The organism is Bradyrhizobium sp. HKCCYLRH3099, from assembly GCF_051167855.1.
Classification (GTDB): Bacteria; Pseudomonadota; Alphaproteobacteria; order Rhizobiales; family Xanthobacteraceae; genus Bradyrhizobium.
Genome location: NZ_JBNPTW010000009.1, coordinates 20,080 through 45,819 on the forward strand (window position 1 = coordinate 20,080; position 25,740 = coordinate 45,819).

The 25,740-nt window shown below is 67.4% G+C and carries 25 protein-coding genes; 10 read left to right on the forward strand and 15 right to left on the reverse strand.

The window, feature by feature from the left end:
• The first annotated feature begins 1 nt into the window (after window position 1).
• The gene (locus ACQR1Y_RS18485) at window positions 2-754 is read left to right on the forward strand and encodes a sulfate transporter family protein (RefSeq protein WP_434877794.1); all 753 of its coding nucleotides are present in this window, start codon (window positions 2-4) and stop codon (window positions 752-754) included.
• On the opposite strand, the gene ACQR1Y_RS18490 is transcribed toward ACQR1Y_RS18485, so the two are convergent.
• From ACQR1Y_RS18490 to nth, 4 genes are all read right to left on the reverse strand, one after another.
• On the reverse strand, window positions 692-2,314 hold the full coding sequence (locus ACQR1Y_RS18490) for a DHA2 family efflux MFS transporter permease subunit (protein WP_434877793.1): 1,623 nt from the start codon (window positions 2,312-2,314) through the stop codon (window positions 692-694). The two genes, ACQR1Y_RS18485 and ACQR1Y_RS18490, sit on opposite strands and share 63 nt — an antisense overlap.
• The gene (locus ACQR1Y_RS18495) at window positions 2,311-2,832 is read right to left on the reverse strand and encodes an isoprenylcysteine carboxyl methyltransferase family protein (RefSeq protein WP_434877792.1); all 522 of its coding nucleotides are present in this window, start codon (window positions 2,830-2,832) and stop codon (window positions 2,311-2,313) included. The genes ACQR1Y_RS18490 and ACQR1Y_RS18495 overlap by 4 nt, the downstream gene beginning before the upstream one ends.
• Window positions 2,829-3,881 carry a type III polyketide synthase gene (locus ACQR1Y_RS18500; RefSeq protein ID WP_434877791.1) on the reverse strand — a complete coding sequence of 351 codons (1,053 nt, stop codon included), beginning with the start codon at window positions 3,879-3,881 and terminating at the stop codon, window positions 2,829-2,831. Before ACQR1Y_RS18500 ends, ACQR1Y_RS18495 begins: the two co-directional genes overlap by 4 nt.
• Before the next feature lie 568 nt (window positions 3,882-4,449).
• Window positions 4,450-5,283: an endonuclease III gene (gene nth, locus ACQR1Y_RS18505; RefSeq protein ID WP_434877790.1), complete on the reverse strand. Its 834-nt coding sequence runs from the start codon at window positions 5,281-5,283 to the stop codon at window positions 4,450-4,452.
• A gap of 22 nt (window positions 5,284-5,305) precedes the next feature.
• Here nth and ACQR1Y_RS18510 point away from each other — a divergent pair, with 22 nt between their 5' ends.
• The gene (locus tag ACQR1Y_RS18510) at window positions 5,306-5,839 is read left to right on the forward strand and encodes a DUF2244 domain-containing protein (protein WP_434877789.1); all 534 of its coding nucleotides are present in this window, start codon (window positions 5,306-5,308) and stop codon (window positions 5,837-5,839) included.
• 641 nt (window positions 5,840-6,480) lie between these two features.
• Window positions 6,481-7,380 (forward strand): methylated-DNA--[protein]-cysteine S-methyltransferase, encoded by a 900-nt coding sequence (locus ACQR1Y_RS18515; protein WP_434877788.1) that lies wholly within the window; start codon window positions 6,481-6,483, stop codon window positions 7,378-7,380.
• 1,115 nt (window positions 7,381-8,495) lie between these two features.
• Here ACQR1Y_RS18515 and ACQR1Y_RS18520 read toward each other — a convergent pair.
• The 8 genes from ACQR1Y_RS18520 to dnaK form a co-directional block, all read right to left on the reverse strand.
• A complete protein-coding gene (locus tag ACQR1Y_RS18520) occupies window positions 8,496-9,119 on the reverse strand; it encodes a 2,3-bisphosphoglycerate-dependent phosphoglycerate mutase (RefSeq protein ID WP_009031322.1) in 624 nt (207 codons plus the stop codon).
• Window positions 9,120-9,143: 24 nt separating this feature from the next.
• Window positions 9,144-9,962 (reverse strand): 4-hydroxy-tetrahydrodipicolinate reductase, encoded by an 819-nt coding sequence (gene dapB / locus ACQR1Y_RS18525; RefSeq protein ID WP_434877787.1) that lies wholly within the window; start codon window positions 9,960-9,962, stop codon window positions 9,144-9,146.
• 82 nt (window positions 9,963-10,044) lie between these two features.
• Window positions 10,045-10,347, reverse strand: coding sequence for a DUF1330 domain-containing protein (locus tag ACQR1Y_RS18530; protein WP_006613255.1), 303 nt, complete (start codon window positions 10,345-10,347; stop codon window positions 10,045-10,047).
• Between the two features lie 33 nt (window positions 10,348-10,380).
• Window positions 10,381-11,112 (reverse strand): orotidine-5'-phosphate decarboxylase, encoded by a 732-nt coding sequence (gene pyrF, locus ACQR1Y_RS18535; RefSeq protein ID WP_434877786.1) that lies wholly within the window; start codon window positions 11,110-11,112, stop codon window positions 10,381-10,383.
• Window positions 11,113-11,118: 6 nt separating this feature from the next.
• Window positions 11,119-11,697, reverse strand: a complete 579-nt coding sequence (locus tag ACQR1Y_RS18540) for an NADPH-dependent FMN reductase (RefSeq protein WP_434877785.1) — start codon at window positions 11,695-11,697, stop codon at window positions 11,119-11,121.
• A gap of 45 nt (window positions 11,698-11,742) precedes the next feature.
• A complete protein-coding gene (locus ACQR1Y_RS18545; protein ID WP_434857974.1) occupies window positions 11,743-12,345 on the reverse strand; it encodes a class I SAM-dependent methyltransferase in 603 nt (200 codons plus the stop codon).
• A 223-nt stretch (window positions 12,346-12,568) separates the two neighbouring features.
• A complete protein-coding gene (dnaJ, locus tag ACQR1Y_RS18550; RefSeq protein ID WP_434857973.1) occupies window positions 12,569-13,699 on the reverse strand; it encodes a molecular chaperone DnaJ in 1,131 nt (376 codons plus the stop codon).
• A gap of 143 nt (window positions 13,700-13,842) precedes the next feature.
• Window positions 13,843-15,738: a molecular chaperone DnaK gene (gene dnaK, locus ACQR1Y_RS18555; protein WP_012040546.1), complete on the reverse strand. Its 1,896-nt coding sequence runs from the start codon at window positions 15,736-15,738 to the stop codon at window positions 13,843-13,845.
• Window positions 15,739-16,254: 516 nt separating this feature from the next.
• On the opposite strand from dnaK, the gene ACQR1Y_RS18560 reads away from it, so the two are divergent.
• On the forward strand, window positions 16,255-17,190 hold the full coding sequence (locus tag ACQR1Y_RS18560) for a hypothetical protein (protein ID WP_434857972.1): 936 nt from the start codon (window positions 16,255-16,257) through the stop codon (window positions 17,188-17,190).
• A gap of 110 nt (window positions 17,191-17,300) precedes the next feature.
• Here ACQR1Y_RS18560 and grpE read toward each other — a convergent pair whose 3' ends face one another.
• Together grpE and hrcA are read right to left on the reverse strand one after the other, a co-directional pair.
• Window positions 17,301-17,921, reverse strand: a complete 621-nt coding sequence (gene grpE / locus ACQR1Y_RS18565) for a nucleotide exchange factor GrpE (RefSeq protein ID WP_434877784.1) — start codon at window positions 17,919-17,921, stop codon at window positions 17,301-17,303.
• Window positions 17,922-18,052: 131 nt separating this feature from the next.
• Entirely contained in the window at window positions 18,053-19,141 is a 1,089-nt protein-coding gene (gene hrcA / locus ACQR1Y_RS18570; protein ID WP_434857970.1) for a heat-inducible transcriptional repressor HrcA, read from the reverse strand.
• A gap of 164 nt (window positions 19,142-19,305) precedes the next feature.
• Between hrcA and rph the strand changes: the two genes are divergently transcribed.
• The 3 genes from rph to hemW are packed head-to-tail and all read left to right on the forward strand — an operon-like array spanning window position 19,306 to window position 21,804.
• Window positions 19,306-20,019, forward strand: a complete 714-nt coding sequence (gene rph / locus ACQR1Y_RS18575) for a ribonuclease PH (protein ID WP_434857969.1) — start codon at window positions 19,306-19,308, stop codon at window positions 20,017-20,019.
• Window positions 20,016-20,660, forward strand: a complete 645-nt coding sequence (gene rdgB, locus ACQR1Y_RS18580) for an RdgB/HAM1 family non-canonical purine NTP pyrophosphatase (RefSeq protein WP_434877783.1) — start codon at window positions 20,016-20,018, stop codon at window positions 20,658-20,660. Before rph ends, rdgB begins: the two co-directional genes overlap by 4 nt.
• Entirely contained in the window at window positions 20,647-21,804 is a 1,158-nt protein-coding gene (gene hemW / locus ACQR1Y_RS18585; RefSeq protein ID WP_434877782.1) for a radical SAM family heme chaperone HemW, read from the forward strand. The genes rdgB and hemW overlap by 14 nt, the downstream gene beginning before the upstream one ends.
• Window positions 21,805-21,816: 12 nt before the next feature.
• Here the strand turns inward: hemW and ACQR1Y_RS18590 are convergent, their stop codons facing one another.
• Entirely contained in the window at window positions 21,817-23,016 is a 1,200-nt protein-coding gene (locus ACQR1Y_RS18590; RefSeq protein WP_434877781.1) for a penicillin-binding protein activator, read from the reverse strand.
• Window positions 23,017-23,312: 296 nt separating this feature from the next.
• Between ACQR1Y_RS18590 and rsmI the strand changes: the two genes are divergently transcribed.
• The 3 genes from rsmI to gshB are packed head-to-tail and all read left to right on the forward strand — an operon-like array spanning window position 23,313 to window position 25,644.
• Window positions 23,313-24,260, forward strand: a complete 948-nt coding sequence (rsmI, locus tag ACQR1Y_RS18595) for a 16S rRNA (cytidine(1402)-2'-O)-methyltransferase (RefSeq protein WP_434877780.1) — start codon at window positions 23,313-23,315, stop codon at window positions 24,258-24,260.
• Complete coding sequence (locus tag ACQR1Y_RS18600; protein WP_434877779.1) at window positions 24,247-24,654, forward strand: YraN family protein; 408 nt, start codon at window positions 24,247-24,249, stop codon at window positions 24,652-24,654. Before rsmI ends, ACQR1Y_RS18600 begins: the two co-directional genes overlap by 14 nt.
• Window positions 24,655-24,702: 48 nt before the next feature.
• Complete coding sequence (gshB, locus tag ACQR1Y_RS18605; protein ID WP_434857963.1) at window positions 24,703-25,644, forward strand: glutathione synthase; 942 nt, start codon at window positions 24,703-24,705, stop codon at window positions 25,642-25,644.
• The last annotated feature ends 96 nt before the right edge of the window (window positions 25,645-25,740 follow it).

The following is a 25,740-nucleotide window of genomic DNA, read 5'->3' on the forward strand; positions in this document are numbered from 1 at the left end:
CATGATCGACGCCGCCATCAAGGCGCTTTCGCAGATTCTGTCGCCGCCGATGCGCTCGATCCTGTGGCGCTCGATCGGGCTGGCGCTGGTGCTGGTCACGGTGCTGGCGATCGGCTTGCAGCGGCTCTTGAGCTGGCTCGCCACCGCGGGCGAGGGCTGGGCCGAGGCGATGCTCGGGCCGGGCTCGCACGGCACGCTCGAAGTGCTGACCTGGATCATCTCGATCGCGGCCGGCTTCGGCGTCGTGTTCGGCGGCATCATGCTGATGCCCGCGATCACCTCGCTGATCGCCAGTCTCTTCGTCGACGACGTCGCCGATCTGGTCGAGCGCGAGCATTATCCGGCCGAGCGGCCCGGCGTCGCGCTGCCGTTCGGCATCGCCATTCTCGAGGGCCTCAAGGCCGCCGGCCTCACCATCCTGGTCTATCTGGTCGCCCTGCCCTTCGTGTTCCTGGCCGGCGCCGGCCTCGTGATCTTCTTCATCGCCACGGCGTGGCTGCTCGGCCGCGAATATTTCGAGCTCGCCGCGATGCGCTTCCGTCCGCCCGCCGAGGCCAAGGCGATGCGGCGCGACAATGCGGTCACGGTGTTCACCGCGGGGCTGATCATCGCCGCCTTCGTCACCATTCCGATCGTGAACCTGGCGACGCCGCTGTTCGGCATGGCCTTCATGGTCCACCTGCACAAGCGGCTATCGGGGCCGCGGCCCGAGCTGATCGAGCCGTCGCCGGAGCGCCGGCTGCGCAGCCTCTAGCGCCATCAGCTGCGGCGACACGCTCGCCGCCGGCTTGCTGCGCGCGAACGGGATCAGCACGAAGCCGAGCAGCGCAACGGCGGCGAGCAGCGCCCAGGCCTCATTGACGCACAGCGCCAGCGACGCCTTCTCGACCAGCGGCCGCACATAGGCGATCGCCTGCTCCTCCGAGATGTTGCGGGGCCGGTTGCGCAGCAGTTCCGGCGCCAGCCCGATCGCCTTGGCGGCGGCGCTGTCGCCGGCCATCAACCGGTCGCGAAACGCCTGGGCGTGGAGCGTCACGCGGCCATAGATGATGGTGTCGATCAGCGCGATGCCGATCGCGCCGCCGAGATTGCGCATCAGATTGAACAGGCCGCTGGCGTCGGCGACCTCGGCCTGCGGCAGGTCGCCGAGCGCGATCCGCGTCGGCGGCAGCAGGCAGAACATGATGCCGACGCCGCGTACCACCTGCGGCCAGAACATCTCCTGAAAATCCGCGGTCGGCGGCTGGAAGGCGCTGGCGGCGAGGCCCACGCTGAACAGCGCGAAGCCGAACGCGGTCAGCGCGCGTGCATCCACCTTGCCGTCGAGCGCGGTCACGACCGGCGCGGCGACCAGTTGCGCGACGCCCGTCACCAGCATGATCTTGCCGATCTCGAACGCGTCGTGGCCGCGCACGAAGGCGAGGAACACCGGCATCAGATAGACCGAACCGAACAGGCCGATGCCGAGGCAGAAGCTCGACAGGCAGCCGAGCGTGAACGAGCGGCGCTGGAAGCTGCCGATGCGCAGGATCGGATCGGATGACGCCAGCAGGCGCTGGATCAGCAGGGTGAGACAGGACGCGCTGAGCACCAGCAGCGCGATGCAGTTCGACGACAGCCAGCCGCCCTTCGGCGCCTCCTTGAGCCCGAGCTCGAGGCTTGCGAGCGACACCGCGAGCAGCAGCAGCGCCAGCAGGTCGAGCTTGTCGAGCTCCTCGAGCTCCATGTCCTGCGCCGGCAGCAGGCTCGGCGTCATCAGCGCGGCGATGATGCCGGGCACGATGTTGATCAGGAACAGCCAGGGCCACGACCAGGTGTTGGTGATGAAGCCGCCGACCACGGGACCGATGGTCGGCGCGAGCACCGCGACAACGCCGCCGATCGTCGTCGCCACCGCATGCAGCCGCGCCGGAAACAGCAGGAACACCGCGGAGAACACCACGGGAATCAGGAGCCCGCCGAAGAAGCCCTGCAGCACGCGGAACGCCAGCAGCATGTGGAAGCTGACACTGAACGCGCAGCCGAGCGACGCCAGTGTGAACACGCTGACGGCGCCGACGAACAGCCAGCGCAGGGTCAACACGCGCGTCAGCAGGCCGGTCAGCGGAATGGCGATGATCTCGGCGATCAGATACGCGGTCTGGATCCAGCTCATTGCGTCCGGCGTGATGCCGAGCGCTTCCTGGATGGTCGGCAGCGACGTCGCCACCACCTGGATGTCCAGGATCGCCATGAACATGCCGACGCACATCAGGACGAAGCCGAGCCAGGTGGCGAGGCTGGGCTTATCCTCCGGCGCGGCGGCTGCGCTCATGCGGTCTGGCCGCCACCGATGCCGCCGCCGGAGACGCCGGACAGCGCCTCGGATTCGGCGCGGATGCGGATGAACAGCACGGCCGCATTGAGGCCGGAGAAGATCAGCGCGATCAGCGGCAGATGCAGAGCCAGCGGCAGCAGCGCGATCTCGGCGGTCACCACCAGGTAGTTCGGATGCGAGATGTAGCGATAGGGTCCGTCGGTGACGAGCGGCGCGCCCGGCAGGATGATGATGCGCGTGGTCCAGCGCGGGCCGAGCGTCGCCAGCACCCACCAGCGCAGGCCCTGCAAAGCCACGAAGCCCGTGAGCAGCCAGGGATCGACCTCCTGGTCGATGCCGAGCAGCCACAACGATACCAGCCAGGCCGCATGCATCGAGATCATCAGCGGATAATGATCGGCGCCGACCTCGACCGCGCCCATGGCGCGCAGGCGGCGGGTATTGTGGCGGGCGAGCACGAGCTCGCCGAGCCGTTGCATGGTGACGAGGGCGAGGACGAAAGCGGCGAAGGTCATGCGGCGTGCCTCAGTGAAACGCAGCTTGCGGTGAAACCCGGTCCGAGCGCGGTGAGCAGCGAGCGCGCCGGCAAGCCTTTCGCCCGCGCGCGCTCCAGCACGAACAGCACGGTCGGCGCCGACATGTTGCCGTAATCGGCGATGATCTCGCGCTCATGATCGAGCGTGCCCTGCCCGATCGACAGCGCGCGCTCCAGCGCCGTGATCACCTTGGCGCCGCCGGGATGGCAGACGAAGCGATCGACGTCAGCGGGCGCGAGCTTCATGTTGCCGAGGATCTCGTTGACGGCCGGGCCCATGTTCTCGGTGACGAAGTCCGGAATGGTGCGCTGGAAGATCACGCCAAAGCCTTCGGGATCGACGCTCCAGCCCATGATGTCGAGCGTATCCGGCCACAGCTTCTCGCCGGTCGCTTCGACGCGCGTTTGGCCGCCGTCGCCGGCGCGCAGGATCGCCGCCGCCGCGCCATCGCCGAACAAACTCAGCGCGACGATGTTCGCTTTGCTCAGCTCGTCATGGCGCACGGCGAGGGTGCACAATTCGAACGTCACGAACAGCACATTGGTGCCGGGCCGCGCCTGCGCCAGCCGTGCCGCAATCGACAGGCCGGAGACGCCGCCGGCGCAGCCGAGCCCGAACACCGGCACGCGCGAGACGTCGGAGCGAAACCCCATGCGGCCGGCGACACGCGCTTCTAGGGTCGGCGTCGCGATGCCGGTCGAGCTCACGCTGACGATGGTGTCGATCTCATCAGCTCTGAGATCGGCCTGCGCCAGCGCCTTGTTGGTCGCTTCGACGAACAGCGCCTCCGCGCCGTCGAGGTACGCCTCGGTGCGCTCCGGCCAGCCCCGTCGCTCCATGTACCATTCGATCGGCTTGACGCCGTAGCGGGCGCGGATGCCGGTGTTGGCGAACAGGCTGGCCATCGTGTCGAACTGCGGAAAGCGCGGCGACAGCACGACGCGTGCGGCCTCCATCACCTCGTTCTGGCGAAACTGATGCGGCGGCACAGCGGTCGCGAGCGACACGAGCGCGGCGGTATTGTCCATGCAACTGATCCTTCCCCACGTCCCGGCGCAGCAGACGTCCGAGAACGCGGGGTTCAGTCACGCGCCACTCACTTCGCCCGGATGACGGGTTTCATCTTATGACCAATGCGGGCGGCGATGTGGCCCGGCCATGGTGAGACGGCGTCGCGGCGTGACGCTAAAGTGACTGTCAAATGCGATTTGGAGCTGCAACCTGAAAGGGAGATTCACGTAGGCCCCGCTGTCATCGTCCGCCACCCGGTCCGGCCTTCGGCCGGCCGGATGAGAGGCTCCGGCGGACGATCCAGTACGCCGTGACATCACGGTTCAATCTCGTCCGCCGCGGCGTACATGTGCGATCGCCGTTTTGTGCTCGTCTCTCTCCACGTCGTCATGGCCGGGCTAGTCCCGGCCATCCACGTCGGTCGGCATGCTGAGAACGACGTGGATGCCCGGGACAAGCCCGGGCATGACGGAGCAACTAACTTGCAGGATCGTTCGTCGCGACAGCCCGGAATTTCCACATGCAATCGCCCTCCCCGTCCAAGGGAGGGTGGCAGCGGGGCCGGCCTAACAGCTGCGCGCCACGTCAGGCCGTCTTCTCCGGCCAGCGGCAGAGGTCCTTGATCAGGCACAGCTCGCAGCGCGGCTTGCGGGCGAGGCAGGTGTAGCGGCCGTGCAGGATCAGCCAGTGATGGGCGTGCAGCATGAACTCCGCCGGGATCACCTTCTCCAGCCCTAGCTCGACCTCCAGCGGCGTCTTGCCGGGCGCCAGCCCGGTGCGGTTGCCGACGCGGAACACGTGGGTGTCGACGGCCATCGTGTGCTCGCCAAACGCCATGTTGAGCACGACATTCGCGGTCTTGCGCCCCGCGCCCGGCAACGACTCCAGTTCGGGCCGCGTGCGCGGCACCTCGCCGCCGAAGTCCGTGATCAGCTTCTGCGACAGCGCGATCACGTTCTTGGCCTTGGTGCGGAACAGGCCGACGGTCTTGATGTAATCGCGCACCGCGTCCTCGCCGAGCGCGAGCATCTTCTGCGGCGTGTCGGCGACCGCGAACAGCGGCCGCGTCGCCTTGTTGACCCCGGCGTCGGTCGCCTGCGCCGACAGCACCACGGCGACCAGCAAGGTGTAGGGGTTGACGTGTTCGAGCTCGCCCTTCGGCTCCGGATTGGCCTGCGCGAACCGGCTGAAGGCCTCGCGGATTTCGGCGGGTGTCCAAGGTTTTGTCGCCTTCAACGCTTTCTTGACCGGCTTGACCGAGCCTGCCTTCAGCTTGGCCGCCGGGCTGATCTTGGCAGCCTTTTTCGCCGTTTTGGATGCGGATTTGGACGCTGCTCCTGGCGCGGCCTTGGCCGCCTTTTTGGCGGGACTGCGAACCGGGACCGGCTTGGCGCGTTGGGGGCGGGTGATTTTGGCCATGATCCGGGTATACTGAGGCCCCATGACGCCAGGCAATGCTTTTGCGTATCAGGAGACCGGCAACGCCGCCGCTGATCCCGAGCTGTTCTCGGCCCGGCTGACGCCGCATCGCTCGCTCGGCCGCACCGGCTTCATCGTGCTGATGGCCGTGGTCTGCGCCATCAGCTTCATCGGCGGGATCGCCTCGGTCATGATGGGCGCCTGGCCGGTGCTCGGCTTCTTCGGCCTCGACGCGCTGGCGATCTACTGGGCCTTCCGCGTCAACTTCCGCCGCGCCAACGCCTATGAGGACGTGACGATCACGCTGACCGAGCTGCGCCTGCGCCGCGTCAGCCACAAGGGCCACGTCATGGAATGGCGCTTCAACCCGCTCTGGGTCCGCCTCGACCAGGAAACCCACGAGGAGTTCGGCATCGAGCACCTCTACCTGGTCGCCCGCGGCCAGCGCGTGTCGATCGCGAGCTTCCTGGGGCCGGAGGAGAAGGCGAGCTTCGCGAAGGCGCTGACGGCGGGGTTGCAGGCCGCAAAACGCGGCCCGGTGCTCAATCCGCTGTAACTAACTGGGGTCGACCCGCCACACCCACCGTCATTCCGGGGCAAGGCCGCAGGCCTTGAACCCGGAATCCCGAGCTTGCCTTGCGTTCTTTTCCAACCACCTCGAGATTCCGGGTTCAATCGCCAATGCGCTGCCGCGCATTGCCGATTGTCCCGGAATGACGACGAGGATGTCGACCGCAGTGCTCGCCCCAACACCGGTGCGCTCCCTCTCCCTGTCCTTCACGGGGAGAGGGTCGGGGTGAGGGGCGCCCCACCCACCGACCGTGCCGAGAGCCCCCCTCACCCGGATTGCATCTTCGATGCAATCCGACCTCTCCCCGCGCGCGGCGAGAGGTCCATCGCCGCCGCCCAGGCGGAAGCAGCGGCATCATCTCCGCCGTCGTTCCGGGGCGCGCGCAGCGCGAACCCGGAACCCATACCCACAGGACGTCGTGTAGCGCACGCGGTTGGTGGGCATCTCGCCTCACACATCATCCTGTGGTTATGGATTCCGGGCTCATTCGCGCTTGCGCGCGAATGCCCCGGAATGACGGAGCAAACCAACCACGGGCACGGGTCGAGACCACTCACATCCACCCCCTAGCCCCCCGATCAGAAATCGGGTGGAGTGCCCTCCCCGGCCGCCCTACATCCGGACTCATGATGACCCTCGCCATTCAAAATTCCGCCCTGGCCAAGCCGGGCCCGCAACAATCCGCAGCCCTGCGCGATTACGACGCCGTGCGCCGCGCGATCGCGTTCATCTCCGAGCATTGGCGCCGGCAGCCGACCATCGAGGACATGGCCGACGCCGCCAGCCTGACGCCGGACGAGCTGCACCATCTGTTCCGGCGCTGGGCCGGGCTGACGCCGAAGGCGTTCATGCAGGCGCTGACGCTCGACCACGCCAAGGGCCTGCTGAAGGGCTCAGCGAGCGTGCTCGACGCCGCGCTTGACTCCGGCCTGTCGGGCCCCGGCCGCCTGCACGATCTGTTCGTCACCCACGAGGCGATGTCGCCCGGCGAATGGAAGACCGGCGGCTCCGGCACCACGCTGCGCTATGGCTTCCACCCCTGCCCGTTCGGCATGGCCCTGGTGATGGCCACCCCGCGCGGTCTCGCCGGCCTCGCCTTCGCCGACCCCGGCGAGGAGGCTGGCGCGCTCGCCGACATGAAGAGCCGCTGGCCCCGCGCCACCTACGTCGAGGACGTCCCCGGCACCGCGGCGCTGGCGCAGCGCATCTTCGACAAGAACCACTGGCGCCCCGAGCAACCCTTACGCGTCGTCCTGATCGGCACCGATTTCGAGGTCCGCGTCTGGGAAGCCCTGCTCAAGATCCCCATGGGCCGCGCCGTCTGCTACTCCGACATCGCGACAAGGCTGGAGTCGCCGAAGGCCTCGCGCGCGGTCGGCGCGGCGGTGGGCAAGAACCCGATCTCGTTCGTGGTGCCGTGCCATCGCGCGCTGGGGAAGACCGGCGCGCTGACGGGGTATCATTGGGGGCTGACGCGCAAGCAGGCGATGATCGGGTGGGAGGCGGGGCAGGTGGGGATGGGGTAGGATCTCCCACCTGCTGCCCTCAAAGGCGATCATGCCTAAGCGTCAGCGCCGGCTGAGCCAGACCGCAACAGCCAACAGCGCAAGAAACGCGGCGAGTGTCCAACCGTTCTGAACGGCGGGAAGGACGTTGAGCCATGGAGTGAGTCGCATTGGATTGCCTCTGTAGTGAGTGAGGCCTCCCATTCATACGACGCCAGATCTGCTTGCAACGCACCCAGCAGCTCGGAGCAGCAAGCACGAGGCACGGCCACTTTCGGAGTCTCCCAAGAGACCTCGACGGGCGAACATTCACGGTTCAAACAGCACGGAACATGCTTGCGCGATCTCGCGGCGAATAGCGCCCGAGGTCTGCATCTAACGTGTCCCTCCGAGGTCGAGAGGGCGCAGGGAATGCCGGATGCTGGCCGCACCCATGGCCCGCCTGCAGCAAGAAAAGCAGGCGGCAGTCACCACAGGTTCAGCCGAGAACAACCGGCATTCCCTGCGCGATGGTCTTCACGCTTATACGCAGTCTCCCTGGTGCGCCGGCTTGTTGGCCACCATGGCGCACGATGCTTGCGCATCGGCGCGTGATACCAGCTTCGGGGTATCAGGACCCTGCGACTTCACGTCCGCAGCAAGCCGTTCGTCGGCGTAGCAAGCTACGCTGCGGCAACACCGCGGCCATCGCATCCCCGCCTCGCGTGTCGTGACGATCGCGCGCTACGCCCCACTCGGTGAGACGGGATGCGGGGGAGATAATCATGGATTCGGAAATTTAGCAAGGCGTATTTTTAATTTTCCGAATTCAAAGATGCAGCCGGCCAGCGTTCGTCTCACGGGTGCGTCATGGCCGGGCTTGACCCGGCCATCCAGCTTCTTGGAAAGAGTCTCGCGAAGGGGATGGATGCCCGGGTCAAGCCCGGGCATGACGAGTAGCTGATTAGCTGGGTCGTTTGAGGACGTGGTTAGGAGGTACTGCCCGTGGGGCGGCCCCTCACCCCAACCCTCTCCCCGTAAGAACGGGGCGAGGGGGCGCACCGGTGGTGGGGCGCGAGTGGGGCTTCAACTCACAAAGGGCGCCGTGACTCACAAGGGGCGCCGTCCACTGCTGGGCTGGTCGCGGCGTGCGACGACTAGCCCGCCAGGTCCAGCTTGGACTCCACCGTCGAATCCGCCTTCAGCCGGTAGATGATCGGCACGCCCGTCGCCAGCTCGCGCTTCAAAATGCCTTCCGGCGTCAGCTTCTCCAGCACCATGATCAAAGCGCGGAGCGAATTGCCGTGGGCCGCCACCAGGGTGCGCTGGCCGTTGAGGACGCCGGGGAGGATCTCCTGCACGTAGTAGGGCAGCGCGCGGGCGAGGGTGTCCTTGAGGCTTTCGCCGCCGGGCGGTGGGACGTCGTAGGAGCGGCGCCAGACGTGGACCTGCTCCTCGCCCCATTTGGCGCGGGCGTCGTCCTTGTTGAGGCCGGAGAGGTCGCCATAGTCGCGCTCGTTGAGCGCGAGGTTCTTCGACGTCGGCAGGCCGGGCTGGCCGAGCTCGTCGAGGATCAGCTTCAAGGTGTGCTGGGCGCGGGTCAGCTCGGAGGTGAAGGCGACGTCGAACGACAGGCCATGTGCCTTCAGCTTGCGGCCGGCGTCCTTGGCTTCGCTGACGCCCTGCTCGGTGAGGTCAGGATCCTTCCAGCCGGTGAACAGGTTCTTCAGGTTCCACTCGCTCTGGCCGTGGCGCACCAGCACCAGGAGACGTTCGCTCATTGCTATGAGATCCACTTGGTTTGATTAGAACAGGTCCTTGAGGCCGAGCACGTCGTCCATCGTGTAGTAGCCCGGCGGCTTGCCATGCGCCCACAGCGCCGCCTTCAGCGCGCCATGGGCGAAGATCATGCGGTCCTCGGCCTGGTGCGACAGCACGAGGCGCTCGGAAGGACCCGCGAAGATGACGCTGTGATCGCCGGCCGCGGTGCCGCCGCGCAGCGAGGCGAAGCCGATGTCGCCGCTGCGGCGCGCGCCGGTGATGCCGTCGCGGCCGCGGGCGGAGTGATCCTCCAGCGAGATGCCGCGACCGTCGGCGGCGGCGCGTCCGAGCATCAAGGCGGTGCCGGAGGGCGCGTCAACCTTGTGCTTGTGGTGCATCTCGAGGATCTCGATGTCGAAATTCGCGTCGAGCGACTTCGCGACCTGCCTGACCAGGGCCGCCAGCAGATTGACGCCGAGGCTCATATTGCCGGACTGCACCACGATGGCGCGCTTGGTGACGCTCTTGATCACGGCGTCGTCCGACGCCGACAGGCCGGTGGTGCCGACGACATGGACGATGCCACGCTCGGCGGCGATGGCGACATTGGCGATGGTGGCGGCCGGCACGGTGAAATCGAGGATGCCGTCGGCCTCGGCCGACATCGTCCAGAGGTCGCCCGACAGCTTGATGTTGTTGGCGGGGAGACCTGCGAGCAGGCCGGAATCCTTGCCGATCAGCTCGGAGCCCGGGGCTTCGAGCGCGCCGGCAAGCACAGCGCCGTCGCTGTCGGCGATGGCGCGCACCAGCGCCCGGCCCATGCGGCCGCCGGCTCCTGCAACGATCAAGCGCATCTTCGACATCTCTGCTCCTCCGCCCCGTCAGGGGCTATAGCCGGGGGCGCTGGTGCCGGCAACCGAGGCTGCAGCGGGGCCGGCCTGCGCGTCACGGCTGCGGGCCGTCATAGCCCTCGATGATGACCAGGTCGCCTTCCGAATGCGGCGACCGCATCGCGACCAGGCGCTGGTACTCCGGGGAATTGTAGCATGCGAGCGCGGTGGCGTAGTCCTTGAACTCGATCACGACGTTGCGCGAGCGCGAGGTGCCTTCGCGGGTCTCGTACTGGCCGCCGCGGACCAGGAACTTGGCGCCGTACTGATGGAACACCGCGCCGTTCTGCGCGACGTATTCCTTGTAGCCGTCCATGTTGTGCACGTCGATGCGGGCGATCCAATAGGCCTTGGGCATCCCTGGGGTCTCCTTGGTGTGATCAGCTGTTGCTTAAGCGCGGTTGGTCTTGCCGACCAGCGCGACGGCCGCGGCGATGTCGGCGACGATGGCCTCCGCAGCGGCGGCGGGATCGGCGGCGCCGGTGATCGGGCGGCCGACGACGAGACGGTCGGCACCGCCGGCGATGGCGAGCGCAGGCGTCATGATACGCTTCTGGTCGCCAACGTCCGAGCCCGCCGGACGGATCCCGGGAGTGACGAGCTGCATGCCGGGGCCGACCAGCGGGCGGACCAGCTGCGTCTCCTCGGGCGACAGGATCAGGCCGTGGATGCCGATGTCCCTGGCCTGCACGGCGCGGTGGGCGACGAGCTCCTTGACGGTCATCGCGTAGCCGGCGGCGGCGAGGTCGGCATCGTCGTAGGAGGTCATGACAGTGACTGCGAGCAGCTCGAGAGAGGAGCCGGCGGCGCCGGCGAGCGCGGCCTTCATGCTCTGCGAGAAGCCGTGCACGGTGAGGAAGCGGGCGCCGAGCCTGGCGATCTGGCGGGTGGCGCGTTCGACGGTGTTGGGGATGTCGTGCAGCTTGAGGTCCATGAAGACGTGCTTGCCATCCGCGGCGAGGCGCTCGGCGAGGCCGAGGCCGCCGGCATAGGTCAGCTCCATACCGATCTTGTAGAACGTCACGCTGTCGCCGAGCGTTGTGATCATCGCCTCGGCGTCCGCCACGCTGGGAAGGTCGAGGGCGACGATCAGGCGGTCGCGGGCAGCAATCTCGGTCGGCATGTCACCTCACGTGGTCTGTTGGGCGGTTTCGATCAACTGCTCGACCAGCGCATCGAGCGCGGCCACATCGGCCGGCAGCCTCAGCCGGTCCATGTCGTTGAACGCCTTGTCGGCAAAGCCGAGCGCGAGCTGGCTCGGGATGACCGTGGCGTTGCAGGCCGTCAGCATCAGGCGCAGCGCCGCGAGCGCGCGCTCGCCGCCGAAGCGGTTTTCGGAGGCGGCGGCGATCGCGAACGGCCTGTTGCGAAACACCGCGCCGCGGCCCTCCAGCGGCAGGTCGAGCCGCGACAGCCAGGCGATGGCGTTGCTCAGCAACGGCGGCACGGAGGCGTTGTATTCCGGCGTCACCAGCAGCACCGCGTCATGCCCGCCGATCATGCGCGCCAGATTGACGGCCGCGCGCGGCACGCCGGATTGGGCTTCGAGGTCGGCGTCGTAGATCGGCAGCGGAAAATCGGCGAGCGAGATGCGGGTGATGTCGGCGTCGGCCTGCACGAACTGATAGGCGGCGGCCGCGGCAAGCCGCGCATTGTGCGAGCCGGCCCGGGTCGAGCCGGGGATGATGAGGATCTTCAGCGCGGACATCGGGCGGACGGGTGTGCGACCCGCCGCGCAAACCGCGGCTGCCGGTCAGGGCTTGCGATACACCCAGACGCGGGCCGGCGGAAGGTTCATCCAGATCCGCTCGGACGCCTCGGTGGTGACGCCGGGCAGCGACTTCGGAATCGGCGGAACAACGGAATAGGTGAACTGCACGAACGGCGCGTTGGGCGCCATCGCCGCGAAGGCATCGCGCACCAGCTTCATGCGGGTGAGCATCGGCTTGGTCACGAGCGGCAGGCCCGAGACGACGGCCGAGGCCGGCCCGCCCAGCACGTTCCACAGCGTGTCGCGCAGGCGGTAGGCATCGCCCTGGACGACCTTGGCCTGCGGGTAGCGGTCGCGCAGCAGCGCGCAGAAGCTCGGATTGTATTCGACCAGGACGAGCCGCTTCTGATCGACGCCATGCTCGACCAGCGCATTGGTGATGGCGCCGGTGCCGGGCCCGAGCTCGATCACCGGGCCGGTGCCATGAGGATCGACATACTGTGCCATGGTGCGCGCGAGCAGCCGTCCCGACGGCATGACGGCGCCCATATGCAGCGGTTTCTCGATCCATGAGCGGAGGAATCGCACCTCATCGTCGAGACGAAGAGGTTTTTTCGACGCACGCACGGACGTTTGCAAGGGCATCTCAGTACCGGACGGGACCGTTTTCACGGCGATGTCAGAAAAGAGTCACAAAGACGTATAGGTCGCAGGCGGGGCGGTCAAGCCGAACCGTAACTCACGATTAAGGCTGCCGGGTCCGTGGACTTACAGTTGAATGTAATAATTTTTTGCATGTGCGGAGCAGCAAAATCGCGGCATCCGCACAACGCTGGCCGCCCGGCCAAAATGGCCGAGCGCGCCGCGCTCAACTCGCGGCCTTGCCGAAGAAATCCTTGACCTTGGTGAAGAAGCCCGCGGCCTCCGGCTGGGTGGCGCCGGACGACAGCTTCTCGAACTCGGCCAGCAGCTCCTGCTGCTTCTTGGTGAGGTTCTGCGGCGTCTCGACCACGACCTGGACATACATGTCGCCGGTCTGGCGCGAGCGCAGCACCGGCATGCCCTTGGCGGCGATCCGGAAGCGGCGGCCGGACTGGGTGCCGGCGGGAATCTTCACCTTGGTCTTGCCGCTGTCGATCGTCGGCACCTCGAACTCGCCACCGAGCGCCGCGGTCACCATCGAGATCGGTACCCGGCAATGCAGGTCGGCGCCGTCGCGCTGGAAAAACTCGTGGCCGGTCAGCGACAGGAAGATGTAGAGATCGCCGGGCGGGCCGCCGCGCAGGCCGGCCTCGCCCTCGCCGGCGAGACGAATGCGGGTGCCGTCCTCGACGCCCTGGGGAATGTTGACCGACAGCGTGCGGTCGCGCGTCACCCGGCCGGTGCCGGAGCAGGACGGACAGGGATCCTCGATCATCTGGCCGCGGCCATGGCAGCCGGGGCAGGTGCGCTCCAAGGTGAAGAAGCCCTGCGCCTGGCGGACCCGGCCGGCGCCGCCGCACATCGCGCAGGTCTTCGGCTTGGTGCCGGCCTTGGCGCCGGTGCCGGAGCAAGGCTCGCAGGTGACCGAAACCGGGATCTCGATCTGCGCGGTCTTGCCGAGGAACGCCTCCTCGAGCGTGATCTCCATATTGTAGCGCAGGTCGGCGCCGCGCTCGCGCCCCGTCCCGCCGCGCCGCTGTCCGGCCATGCCGAACAGGTCTTCGAAAATGTCGGAGAAGGACGAGGCGAAACCGGCGCCGAAGCCGTGCGGGCCACCGCCGCCGCCCTGCTCGAACGCGGCATGGCCGTAGCGGTCGTAGGCGGCGCGCTTGTCGGCGTCGCGCAGCACCTCATAGGCCTCGTTGATCTCCTTGAACTTGACCTCGCTGGAGGCATCGCCCGGATTCTTGTCCGGATGCCATTTCATCGCGAGCTTGCGGAAGGCCGACTTCAGCTTGGTCTCGTCGGCGTCGCGCTCGACTTCCAGGGTCTCGTAGTAGCAGCGCTTGGTGGACATCAATCAAACCCGCCCGAACATCGTCAGACCTCAACGGCTCGCGCGCACGCCGCGCGCCGGTTCAAAGAAAATGACCCCCATCCAACGAGACGCTGGCTGCGCTCTTTGGCATGGGGGTCATGGCTATCAGCCTCTACCGTCGATTAAGCAGATTTCTTCTTGTCGTCGTCGACCTCGGTGAACTCCGCGTCGACCACATCATCCTTGGCGGCGTCGCGGGCCGCATCGCTCTCGGCCTGCTGCTTGTACATGGCCTCGCCGAGCTTCATCGAGGCCTGGGCCAGGGTGTTGGTCTTGGCCTTGATCGCCTCGGCATCGTCGCCCTTCAGCGCTTCCTTCAGATCGCTGACGGCGTCTTCGATGGCGCGGCGCTCGGTATCGGCGACCTTCGAGCCATGCTCGGCCAGCGCCTTCTCGGTGGAGTGCACCAGCGCGTCGGCATGGTTCTTGGCATCGACCGCCTCGCGGCGCTTCTTGTCGGCCGCGGCGTTCGCCTCGGCGTCCTTGACCATCTTGTCGATGTCGGCCTCCGACAGACCGCCCGAGGCCTGGATGCGGATCTGCTGCTCCTTGCCGGTGGCCTTGTCCTTGGCCGACACGTTGACGATGCCGTTGGCGTCGATGTCGAACGTCACCTCGATCTGCGGCATGCCGCGCGGGGCCGGCGGAATGCCCATCAGGTCGAACTGGCCGAGCATCTTGTTGTCGGCCGCCATCTCGCGCTCACCCTGGAAGACCCGGATGGTGACCGCGTTCTGATTGTCCTCGGCGGTCGAGAACACCTGGCTCTTCTTGGTCGGGATCGTGGTGTTGCGGTCGATGATGCGGGTGAACACGCCGCCCAGGGTCTCGATGCCCAGCGACAGCGGGGTCACGTCGAGCAACAGCACGTCCTTGACGTCGCCCTGCAGCACGCCGGCCTGAATCGCGGCACCGATCGCCACCACCTCGTCGGGGTTGACGCCCTTGTGCGGCTCCTTGCCGAAGAACTGCTTCACCATCTCCTGGATCTTCGGCATGCGGGTCATGCCGCCGACCAGCACCACTTCGCCGATCTCGCCGGCGGTGAGGCCGGCATCCTTCAGCGCCTTGCGGCACGGCTCGATGGTCTTCTCGACGAGGTCGGCCACCAGCGCCTCGAACTTGGCGCGGGTCAGCTTCATCGTCAGATGCTTCGGACCGGACTGGTCCGCGGTGATGAAGGGCAGGTTGATCTCGGTCTGCGTGGTCGACGACAGCTCGATCTTGGCCTTCTCGGCAGCTTCCTTGAGGCGCTGCAGAGCGAGCTTGTCGTTGCGCAGGTTGATGCCCTGCTCCTTCTGGAATTCGTCGGCGAGGTAGCTGACCAGACGCATGTCGAAGTCTTCACCGCCGAGGAAGGTGTCGCCATTGGTCGACTTCACCTCGAACACGCCGTCGCCGATCTCCAGGATCGAGACGTCGAAGGTGCCGCCGCCAAGGTCGTACACGGCGATCGTGCCGGCCTTGGTCTTGTCGAGGCCATAGGCGAGCGCCGCTGCGGTCGGCTCGTTGATGATGCGCAGCACTTCGAGGCCAGCGATCTTGCCGGCGTCCTTGGTGGCCTGGCGCTGGGCGTCGTTGAAGTAGGCGGGGACGGTGATGACGGCCTGGTCGACCTTCTGGCCGAGATGGGCCTCAGCGGTCTCCTTCATCTTCTGCAGGATGAAGGCGGAGACCTGCGAGGGCGAATAGGTCTTACCGTCGGCCTCGACCCAGGCGTCGCCGTTGCCGGCCTTGACGATCTTGTAGGGGACGAGCTTCTTGTCCTTCTCGACCATCGGGTCGTCGTAGCGGCGGCCGATCAGGCGCTTGACTGCGAAGAAGGTGCGCTCGGGGTTGGTGACGGCCTGGCGCTTGGCCGGCTGGCCGACGAGGCGCTCGCCATCGTCACTGAAGGCGACGATCGACGGCGTCGTGCGCATGCCCTCGGCGTTCTCGATGACTTTCGACGATTTGCCGTCCATGACGGCCACGCACGAATTCGTGGTGCCGAGATCGATCCCGATGACCTTTCCCATGGTCTCATATCCTTCTTTTTGCGGCAGGTTGGGTGGGGCCCTGACGGCGCCCCCATCCAAAACCCCCTCAGATCAAATGCTCGCGATATTGCGACGATGAGCGTCATATAGGAGGGGGGGAGGCACCCGCAAGGACCGGAGGAGGCTCGGGCGCGCGGAAAAAACCGCGGATTCTCCCGCGTCCGGATCGTCGCCACCGGCGGAGGTCAGACGACGGGCCCAAGACTTCCATGCAAGACTTCCAGGCAGGCTGGCGGATGGCCCGGACGTGCCGCGAAATGATGCGCCAGACACCAATCGCGGCCGCCAAGCCGCCGGCCTCCGGCACCGTCAAACATCCTTAGCAAAGCCATAATCGAGCGCGGATCGATCACGATGCTAGGCCGGAACTTCACGTCGCACCCTGCCGACCTGTCCCCGGCGCGGCAAACCCGCTAAAAGGCGTCTCTTTCGAGGATGGTCGTGACCGGGGGATGGCGGCCGTCGAACTGGTCCATTGAACGAGGCAGTTTCCTCATGACGCTCTTCCGACTTCTCGCCGTGGCGCTGGTCTCGATCTCGCTGCTGCGACCGGCGCTGGCTGCGGATGCCATCTTCCCGCCCGGTGTGCGCATCGGGCTTGCGCCGCTGGTCGGCCTCGGCAAGGCCAAGAATTTTTCCGGCTTCGAAACCGAGGACCAGAGCGTGAAGGTGCTGCTGACCGAGTTGCCGGCGGCCGCCTATGGCGAGGTGAAGAACGCCTTTACCGCCAATCCCGGCGGCACTGGCAACATCAAGCCGGAGAGCATCGAGACATCGGCGGGCACCGCCTACTACACGGTCGAGAACGGGCGCGACGGCGCGACGCCGGTGCGGCGCTATTCGATGATCCTGCCCGGCAGCGGCTTCTCCGGCTATGTCGCGGTGCAGGTGCCGGAAACGGCGAGCAAGATCTACACCGACGACGCCGTGCGCCAGATGTTTGCCTCGGCCGTGGTCCGCAAGGACGTGCCGGTCGACGAGCAGCTTGGGATCATGCCGTTCAAGGTCACCGAGCTCTCCGGCTTCAAGACCGTTCGCACGCTCGGACCGGGCGCGCTGATCCTCGGCGACAGCGACGAGGAGAAGGGTTTCGAGGCCGCGCCCTTCGTGGTGATCGGGCTGGTCGCCGGCGTCGCGCCCGAAGCGGGCGACCGCGCCCGCGTCGCGCAGCAGGCGGCCACCACGATTCCCGGCGTCCGTGAGGCGCGAATCACGATGTCCGAGCCGATCCGCATCGACGGCCTGCCGGCCTATGAGACCCGTATCGATGCGGTCAGCGGCAAGGACAATACGCCGGTGACCGTGGTGCAGTGGCTGCGCTTCAGCGGCCCGAGCACCTTGCGGATCATCGGCAGCGCGCCGCGCGACCAGTGGTCGGCCGCCTTCCCGCGCTTCCGCGCCGTGCGCGACGGCATCCAGCCGAGGGGCTGAGCGGGTCCAAGCTCATCGGAGCTCCAGTAAACGAAAAAGCCACCGGTACCGCCGGTGGCTTTTTTGCGTTTTTGCATGGAGCAGTCCGCGCGTGGACCGCTCGTTCAAACTCAGGCTGCGCTATTCGACTGATCGTTGCTCGCCGCGGGCGCGGCCTTCGCGCCGCCCTTGGACACGCCGACCAGGGCCGGGCGCAGCACGCGCTCGCCGATCATGAAGCCGGCCTGCACGACCTGCACCACGGTGCCCGACGGCACGGATGGATCCGGCACCTCGTACATCGCCTGCTGGAAGTTCGGGTCGAACTTCTGGCCCGTCGGGTCGAACTTCTTGACGCCGTTCTTCTCCAGCGTGTTGAGCAGCGAGCGCTCGGTGAGCTCGACGCCCTCGATCAGTGCCTTCAGGCCCGCATCGGCATTTTCGCGGGTCTCGGCCGGCACGGCATCGAGCGCACGCTGCAGATTGTCGGCGATATCGAGCACGTCGCGCGCGAAGCCGGTGATGCCGTACATGCGCGCGTCGGCGACCTCACGTGCGGTGCGCTTGCGCAGATTTTCCATCTCCGCCAGCGTGCGCAGCATCTTGTCCCGCGCGTCGGCGGCTTCCTTGGCGAGGGCCTCGGCCGAGCCGGTCTCGGGATCGTCGGGCATGATGTAGGGTTTCGAGACGACGGGTTCGCTGGCCTGCGCCGGGTTTTCCGGATCATTCTTGTGCAGGTCGGGATCGGTCATGGACAGACTTCTCGCAAGTTCGGCGGTTTGGGGATGTCGGGCGGGATATCGTGCTTTGAGCCGCGAAAATCAAGCGCGGGGTCGAGCGGCGGGGTCTTGCGCCGCGCCGGACGGGTTAACCATGTTACGTTTCAACCACCGAACAGGCGACTGACGAGCCGCGCCGCATAATCGACGGTCGGAATCACGCGGGCGTAGTTCAGCCGGGTCGGACCGATGACGCCGAGTACGCCGACGATACGGCCCGTTGCATCCGAATAGGGCGAGACGATCGTGGACGAGCCCGACAGCGAGAACAGCTTGTTCTCCGAACCGATGAAGATGCGGACGCCGTCGGCGCTTTCTGCGCGCCCGAGCAGATCGACGACACCGCGCTTGGTCTCGAGATCGTCGAACAGCCTGCGCACACGCTCGAGATCATCGAGCGCATGCAGATCCTCGAGCAGATTGGCATGACCGCGCACGATGAGCTGGCGTTCGTCGCTGTCGCCGCCGGACCAGCTCGCGACACCGGCCGCGATCACCTTCTGCGTCAGCTGATCGAGTTCGGCGCGATCGGCCGCCAGTGCCGTCTCGAGTTCGAGACGGGCCTCGGCCAGCGTGCGCCCGCGGATCCGCGCATTGAGGAAGTTCGACGCCTCGGTCAGCGCCGACGACGGCACGCCGGGGGGCAGCGCCAGCACGCGGTTCTCGACCTGCCCATCCTCGCCGACCAGCACGACCAGCGCGCGCTCGGGCTCCAGGCGCACGAACTCGATGTGCTTGAGCCGGGTGTTGGATTTTGCGGTGAGCACCACGGCGGCAGCACGCGTGAGGCCCGACAGCCGCGTCAGCGCCTCGTCCAGCGCCGCCTCGACCGATTGCGCCCGGCCGACGGCGGCGAGCTGACTCTGGATCGACTGCCGCTCGGCCTCGGTCATGTCGCCGACCTGCATCAGGGCGTCGACGAAGAAGCGCAGCCCCGCTTCCGTCGGCAGCCGCCCGGCCGAGGTATGCGGGGCATAGATCAGGCCGAGCTGTTCGAGATCGGCCATCACGTTGCGCACGGAGGCCGGCGACAGGGGAACGGCGATCAGCCGCGAGATGTTGCGCGAGCCGACCGGCTCGCCGGTCGCCAGATAGCTCTCGACGATCTGCTTGAAGATCTCGCGCGAGCGCTCGTTGAGCTGCGCCAGGCCGGCGGGCGGTGTCATCAGGTTGATCGGATCGTGGTGGGCCACCAGAAGCTCTCCTCCCAGCTCGCTCTAATGTGTCGATGCGGCGGCTCGGTGGCAAGCGGGTCATGGGTCGCGCCCCGCGGCCCGATAAGCCCTTGCCGCGTCCCGCCCCGGCTCCTACAAGGCCGATCAACACCCCTTGCGCCTTCCATTCACGGAGAGAACCCATGCGGCCGAGCCGCCGTGCACCGGATGAATTGCGGCCCGTGAGCCTGGAACGCGGCGTCGTCAAATACGCCGAAGGCTCCTGCCTGGTGAAATTCGGCGACACCCATGTGCTGGTCACCGCCACCCTGGAGGACCGGCTGCCGCCGTGGCTCAAGGGGCAGGGCCGGGGCTGGATCACGGCCGAATACGGCATGCTGCCGCGCGCCACCTCCGAACGGACCCGCCGCGAGGCCTCGGCCGGCAAGCAGACCGGCCGCACCGTGGAGATCCAGCGCCTGATCGGCCGCTCGCTGCGCACCGCGATCGACCTGGAGGCCCTCGGCGAACGCCAGATCACGGTCGATTGCGACGTGCTGCAGGCCGACGGCGGCACCCGCACCGCCTCGATCACCGGCGCCTGGGTGGCGCTGGCCGACTGCATCAAATGGATGAAGACGCGGAACATGCTCAAGGCCGAGGTGCTGCGCGCCAACGTCGCCGCGATCTCCTGTGGCATCTACAACGGCACGCCGGTGCTCGACCTCGACTATGCCGAGGATTCCGAGGCCGAGACCGACGCCAATTTCGTCATGACCGGCGACGGCCGCATCATCGAGGTGCAGGGCACGGCCGAGAAGACCCCGTTCACGGAAGCCGAGTTCCTGGCGCTGATGGCGCTGGCCCGCAAGGGCGTCGCCCGCCTGGTCGACCTGCAGAAGATGGCGGTCGCGTGAGCAGCCCACACCGCCCGATCACTGGCCGCATCGTCATTGCGACCCATAATTCCGGCAAGCTCGTCGAGATGCGCGAGTTGCTGGCGCCCTATGGCGTGGAGGCCGTCTCGGCGGGCGAACTCGGGCTCGGCGAACCCGAGGAGACTGGCGACACCTTCCAGGCGAACGCCCGCATCAAGGCGGTGGCCGCGGCCGAGGCCGCCCAGCTGCCGGCCTTCGCCGACGATTCCGGGATCGTCGTCCATGGGCTCGACGGCGCGCCGGGCATCTATTCCGCGCGCTGGGCCGGACCGACCAAGGATTTCGCCGCGGCGATGGCGCAGATCGAGCGCCTGCTGCAGGAGCGCGGCGCTGTCACCGCCGACAAGCGCACCGCGCATTTCGTCTCGGCGCTGTGCGTCGCCTGGCCGGACGGACACGTCGAGGAGGTCGAGGCGCGGGTGGACGGCACCCTGGTCTGGCCGCCCCGCGGCACTGCCGGTTTCGGCTATGACCCGATGTTCCTGCCCGAAGGACATGACCGGACCTTCGGCGAGATGACGAGCATCGAGAAGCACGGCCTGCCGCCGCTGGGCCTTGGCCTGTCGCACCGTGCCCGCGCCTTCGTGAAACTCGCGGAGATCTGTCTTGAGCAGCGCTGACAGCGAAGCGTTCGGCGTCTATGTGCACTGGCCGTTCTGCCTGTCGAAATGTCCGTATTGCGACTTCAACAGCCACGTCCGGCATGCCGCCATCGACCAGGACCGCTTCGCGCGCGCCTTCGCCCGGGAGATCGCGACCACGGCGGCGCGGACCGGACCACGCACCGTCACCTCGATCTTTCTCGGCGGCGGCACGCCGTCGCTGATGCAGCCGCAGACGGTCGGCGCCATTCTCGATGCGATCGGCAAGCACTGGCGCGTCGCCGCTGACGTCGAGGTGTCGCTGGAGGCCAACCCGACCAGCGTCGAGGCGACGCGCTTTGCGGGCTACCGCGCAGCCGGCGTCAACCGCGTCTCGCTCGGCGTCCAGGCGATGGACGATGCGTCGCTGAAGATGCTGGGACGCCTGCACACGGCCGAAGAGGCGATGAAGGCCGTCGCCATCGCACGCGGCGCGTTCGACCGCTATTCGTTCGATCTCATCTACGCGCGGCCTGACCAGACGCCAGCGATGTGGACCGAGGAGCTGAACCGCGCGATCGGCGAGGCGGCCGAGCATCTGTCGCTCTATCAGCTCACGATCGAAGAGGGCACGCCGTTCTTCGGGCTGCACGCCGCCGGCAAGCTGAAGACGCCGGACGAAGGGCTCGCGCGGACGCTGTATGACGTCACGCAGGAGGTCTGCGCGCGCCATGGGCTGCCGGCCTACGAGATCTCTAATCACGCGCGGCCTGGCGCGGAGTGCCGGCACAATTTGGTCTACTGGCGCGGCCAGGAATATGCCGGCATCGGCCCGGGCGCGCATGGGCGGCTCGACATCGACGGTCTGAGGCACGCGACCGCGACCGACAAGCGGCCGGAGGCCTGGCTGATGCGGGTCGAATCCAACGGGCACGGCGTGATGACCGACGACCTCCTCAACAGCGAGGAGCGCGCCGACGAATTCCTGCTGATGGGGCTGCGCCTGCGCGAAGGTATCGATCCCCAGCGCTATGCCGCGATCTCAGGCCGCACACTCGATCCGCGCCGCATTGCGCTGCTGCGCGAGGAGGGCGCCATCGCGGTCGAGCCGGACGGACGGCTGCGCGTCACCCAGGACGGCTTCCCGGTGCTCGACGCCGTCGTCGCCGATCTCGCGGCCTGACGGCGCACTCTCTCAAGTGGCGCTGAAGCTCTTGGGTGCGCCGGCGATGGCCTGACCACCACCCGAGGCGACGCGCATCACGGCGAGTCCGCGCTCATTGGTGCCGTCGCTGCGGAAGCGAAACAGCCCGTCGATGCCGGCGAAGCCGGAGGCATTGGTCAGCACATCCGGTGCGAAACGCTGCGCGCCTTGGGTGCGGGCCAGCGCGGCGACCAGCGCCACCGCGTCATAGGCCAATGTCGCCGTGCGCACGGGGTCGCCGCCGAAGCGCGTGCGGTATCGCCCGGCGAAGGCGCGGAATCCGGACGGGTCCGGCGCGGCATAGAGGCCGCCTTGCAGACTGGCGCTGGCATAGACGCGCGGATTGTCCCACAGCCCGGTGCCGAGCAGCTGAATGTTGCGCAGGTTCGCGCCGGCCGCGGTCAGCGCATCGGCGGTGGCCGCAACCGATTCGCCGTCATCGGCGAGCAGCAACGCATCGGCGCCGCCGAGCGCCTGTGCGACGGTGCGCGCCGGCCCGGTCCGATCGCCGGAATACTTCTCGAACGCCACGATGCGTCCGCCGCGCCGGCTGACGGCGGTCTTGAACGCGCCTTCGACCACGGTGCCATAGGCATTGTCGGGCAGCAGCGCCGCGAAGGAGCGCTTGCCCACGCCGGCGGAGTAGTCGACGATCCGCGTCGCATCGGATTCCGGCAGGAAGCTGAGCAGATAGACGCCCCGCCCGGCGACGCTCGAATCGGTCGAGAAGGCGATCACGGAGATGTTGCGGGTTCGCGCCACCTGGGCCACCGCGGGGACTGATCCGGCGAACAGCGGACCCAGGATGATTTCGGCGCCCTCGTCGGAGGCCTGCTGGGCGCCTTGCTGCGCACCCGGCTGGCTGCCGGCATCGTCCTTGATCAGAAGCTGGATGTTGGGATTCTGAAACTCGGCGAGCGCCATCTCGGCGGCGTTCTTCATCGACTGCGCCGCGACGCCGGCATTGCCGGACGCCGACAGCGGCAGGATCAGACCGACCTTGACCTGACCGTTGCCGGCCACCGCCGGCTGCTGCGGCGGGCCGGCGGGCGCCGTCGCCTGCTCGAAGGGGTTCTGCACGCTCGAGCACGCCGACAGGATCGGCGCGCCCAGGATCAGACCCAGCGCCGTTCGCCGGGCAACCCCATGGGGTCCCGGACGGAGAGAGTTGGGATCACGCGGGCCCACCATGGCATCTCTTCGTTCGGCCTGTTACGGCCAGAAGTTCCCCAAACGCACGCCCCCCAGGCCGTGCTGATTCACTCATATTGTCGACGAATAGTTAAGCAAAACAAAAGGCTGTCAGCGCCACACGGCGGATCAATTCGGCGTTTTGCACGCGCTATCCCCTGCTCTCACGCAACACCGGATTTGTGCGGGTTCGAACTTGAAGCTGCGATGAACGGCATGCGCGGCCGGGAACTTCGACCCGCCCGCCCGATCGTTCCCTTATGGCATTCCCGCGACGCGCCCTTTAAATTACCGCGATGGGCGCCAACGCAATCCCGAACACGCCGCCGGGTGACGGCAAATCTTCCAGCACGCCGACCTATCTGGTGGCGGGGCAGGCCGTTGCGGCGGCCAGGGCACGTCCGGGGCTGCATCTCGTGGCAACCCCGATCGGCAATCTCGGCGATATCACCCTGCGCGCGCTGGACACGCTCGCCGGCGCCGACATGATCTTCTGCGAGGACACGCGAATCACCCGGCGTCTCGCCGAGCGCTACGGCCTGTCCGCGGAGCTCGCCGCCTATCACGAGCACAATGCCGAGGCCGTCAGGCCGAAGATCTTGCAGCGGCTGGCCGAGGGCGCGGCGATCGCGCTGGTGTCCGACGCCGGAACCCCGCTGATCTCCGATCCCGGCTACAAGCTGGTGCGCGCGGCCTGTGACGCGGGCCACTCGGTCACGGCACTGCCCGGACCCTCCGCCGTGCTCGCCGCGCTCACCGTGGCCGCGTTGCCGACCGACCGCTTCTTCTTCGAGGGCTTCCTGCCGGCCAAGCAGCAGGCGCGGCGGACGCGGCTGTCGGAGCTCGCGCGCATCGAAGCGACGGTGGTGGTGTTCGAGGCGGGCAGCCGTGTTCAGGACACGCTGGCTGATCTCGCCGACGCGATGAAGGGACGCAACGCCGCGATCTGCCGCGAGCTGACCAAGCTGCACGAGGAAGTTCTGCGCGGACCCGTCGGCGAGCTCGCGGCCGGGGCCGCTGAGCTCGAGACGCGCGGCGAGTTCGTGCTGGTCATCGGCCCGCCGCCGCGCGATGCCGAGGTGTTGACGCAGGATGCGCTGGATGCGGTCCTGAGAGACCTGCTGCAGCGGTCAAGCGTCAAGGACGCCGTGATGCATGCCGTCGAACTCTCGGGCCGCCCACGGCGCGAAGTCTACGCACGCGCGCTGGAGCTCGCCAAGGACACGGCCGATGGCGAAGACTGAGCCTGCGGCCGGCAAGCCCGCCAAGACGGCCGCCCCCGAGCGCGTCGCCGCCTTCCGCACCGGCCTGTCGGCGGAGGCGCGCGCGGCGGCGCTGCTGATCGCCAAGGGCTATCGCATCCTCGCCAAACGCTTCCGCACGCCGCATGGCGAGATCGACATCATCGCGCGCAAGCGCGGCCTGGTTGCCTTCGTCGAGGTCAAGGCCCGCGCCTCGCTCGACGATGCCGCCTACGCGGTGACGCCGCGCCAGCAGCAGCGCATCATCGCTGCCGCGCAGGCCTGGCTGGCGGCGCATCCCGACCATGCCGAATTGGAGCTGCGGTTCGACGCGATTCTGGTTGCGCCGCGCAGCCTGCCGCGCCATCTGATCGCAGCCTTCGACGCCAGCACCTGACATGAGCCATACGACCAGAACTCACACGACAGAGACCGGGACCTGCCCATGAAACTGAATGTCGCCGTCCAGATGGACCCGATCGCGCGCATCAACATCCGCGGCGACTCGACGTTTGCGATGCTGCTCGAAGCGCAGCGGCGCGGCCACGGGCTGTGCTACTACACGCCGGACAAGCTGTCGCTGCGCGGCGACGAGCTGTACGCGCCGGTGCAGGCGCTGACGGTGCGCGACGAGGTCGGCGATCACTTCACGCTCGGCGAGCCGAAGCCGACCGCGCTCACCTCGTTCGACGTCGTGCTGCTGCGGCAGGATCCGCCGTTCGATCTCGCCTACATCACCTCGACGCATTTCCTCGAGCGCATCCATCCGAAGACGCTGGTGGTCAACGATCCCGCCAGCGTGCGCAATGCGCCGGAAAAGCTGTTCGTGATGAATTTTCCGCAGCTGATGCCGCCGACCTTGATCTCGCGGGATATCGACGAGATCAACGCCTTCCGCGACCAGCACGGCGCCGTGGTGATGAAGCCGCTGCATGGCCATGGCGGCGCGGCGGTCTTCCGCGTGATGCCGCAGGACATGAATTTCGGCTCGCTGTTCGACATGTTCTCGGTGACGTTCAAGGAGCCCTGGGTGATCCAGCGCTTCCTTCCCGAGGTGAAGCACGGCGACAAGCGCATCATCCTGGTCGACGGCGAGTTCGCCGGCGCCGTCAACCGCGTGCCGGCCGCCGATGACCTCCGCTCCAACATGGTGCGCGGCGGCGCCGCGCAGGCGACCGAGCTCAGCCCGCGCGAGCGCGAGATCTGCGACACGCTCGGACCGGAGCTGCGCGCCCGCGGCCTGCTGCTGGTCGGCATCGACGTCATCGACGGCAATCTCACCGAGATCAACGTGACCTCGCCGACCGGCATCCGCGCGATCTCGCGGCTCGGCGGCCCCGACATCGCGGCGCGCGTGTGGGACGTGATCGAGGCCAAGCGGCGTTGAACACGCAATCCAGTTAGTTGGGGAAAAGCCCTCGTGGTGCAGTCAATCGGCCGCGCCACGGCCCAGGCTCGGGCGCTGACGGCAGTGCAATCCATG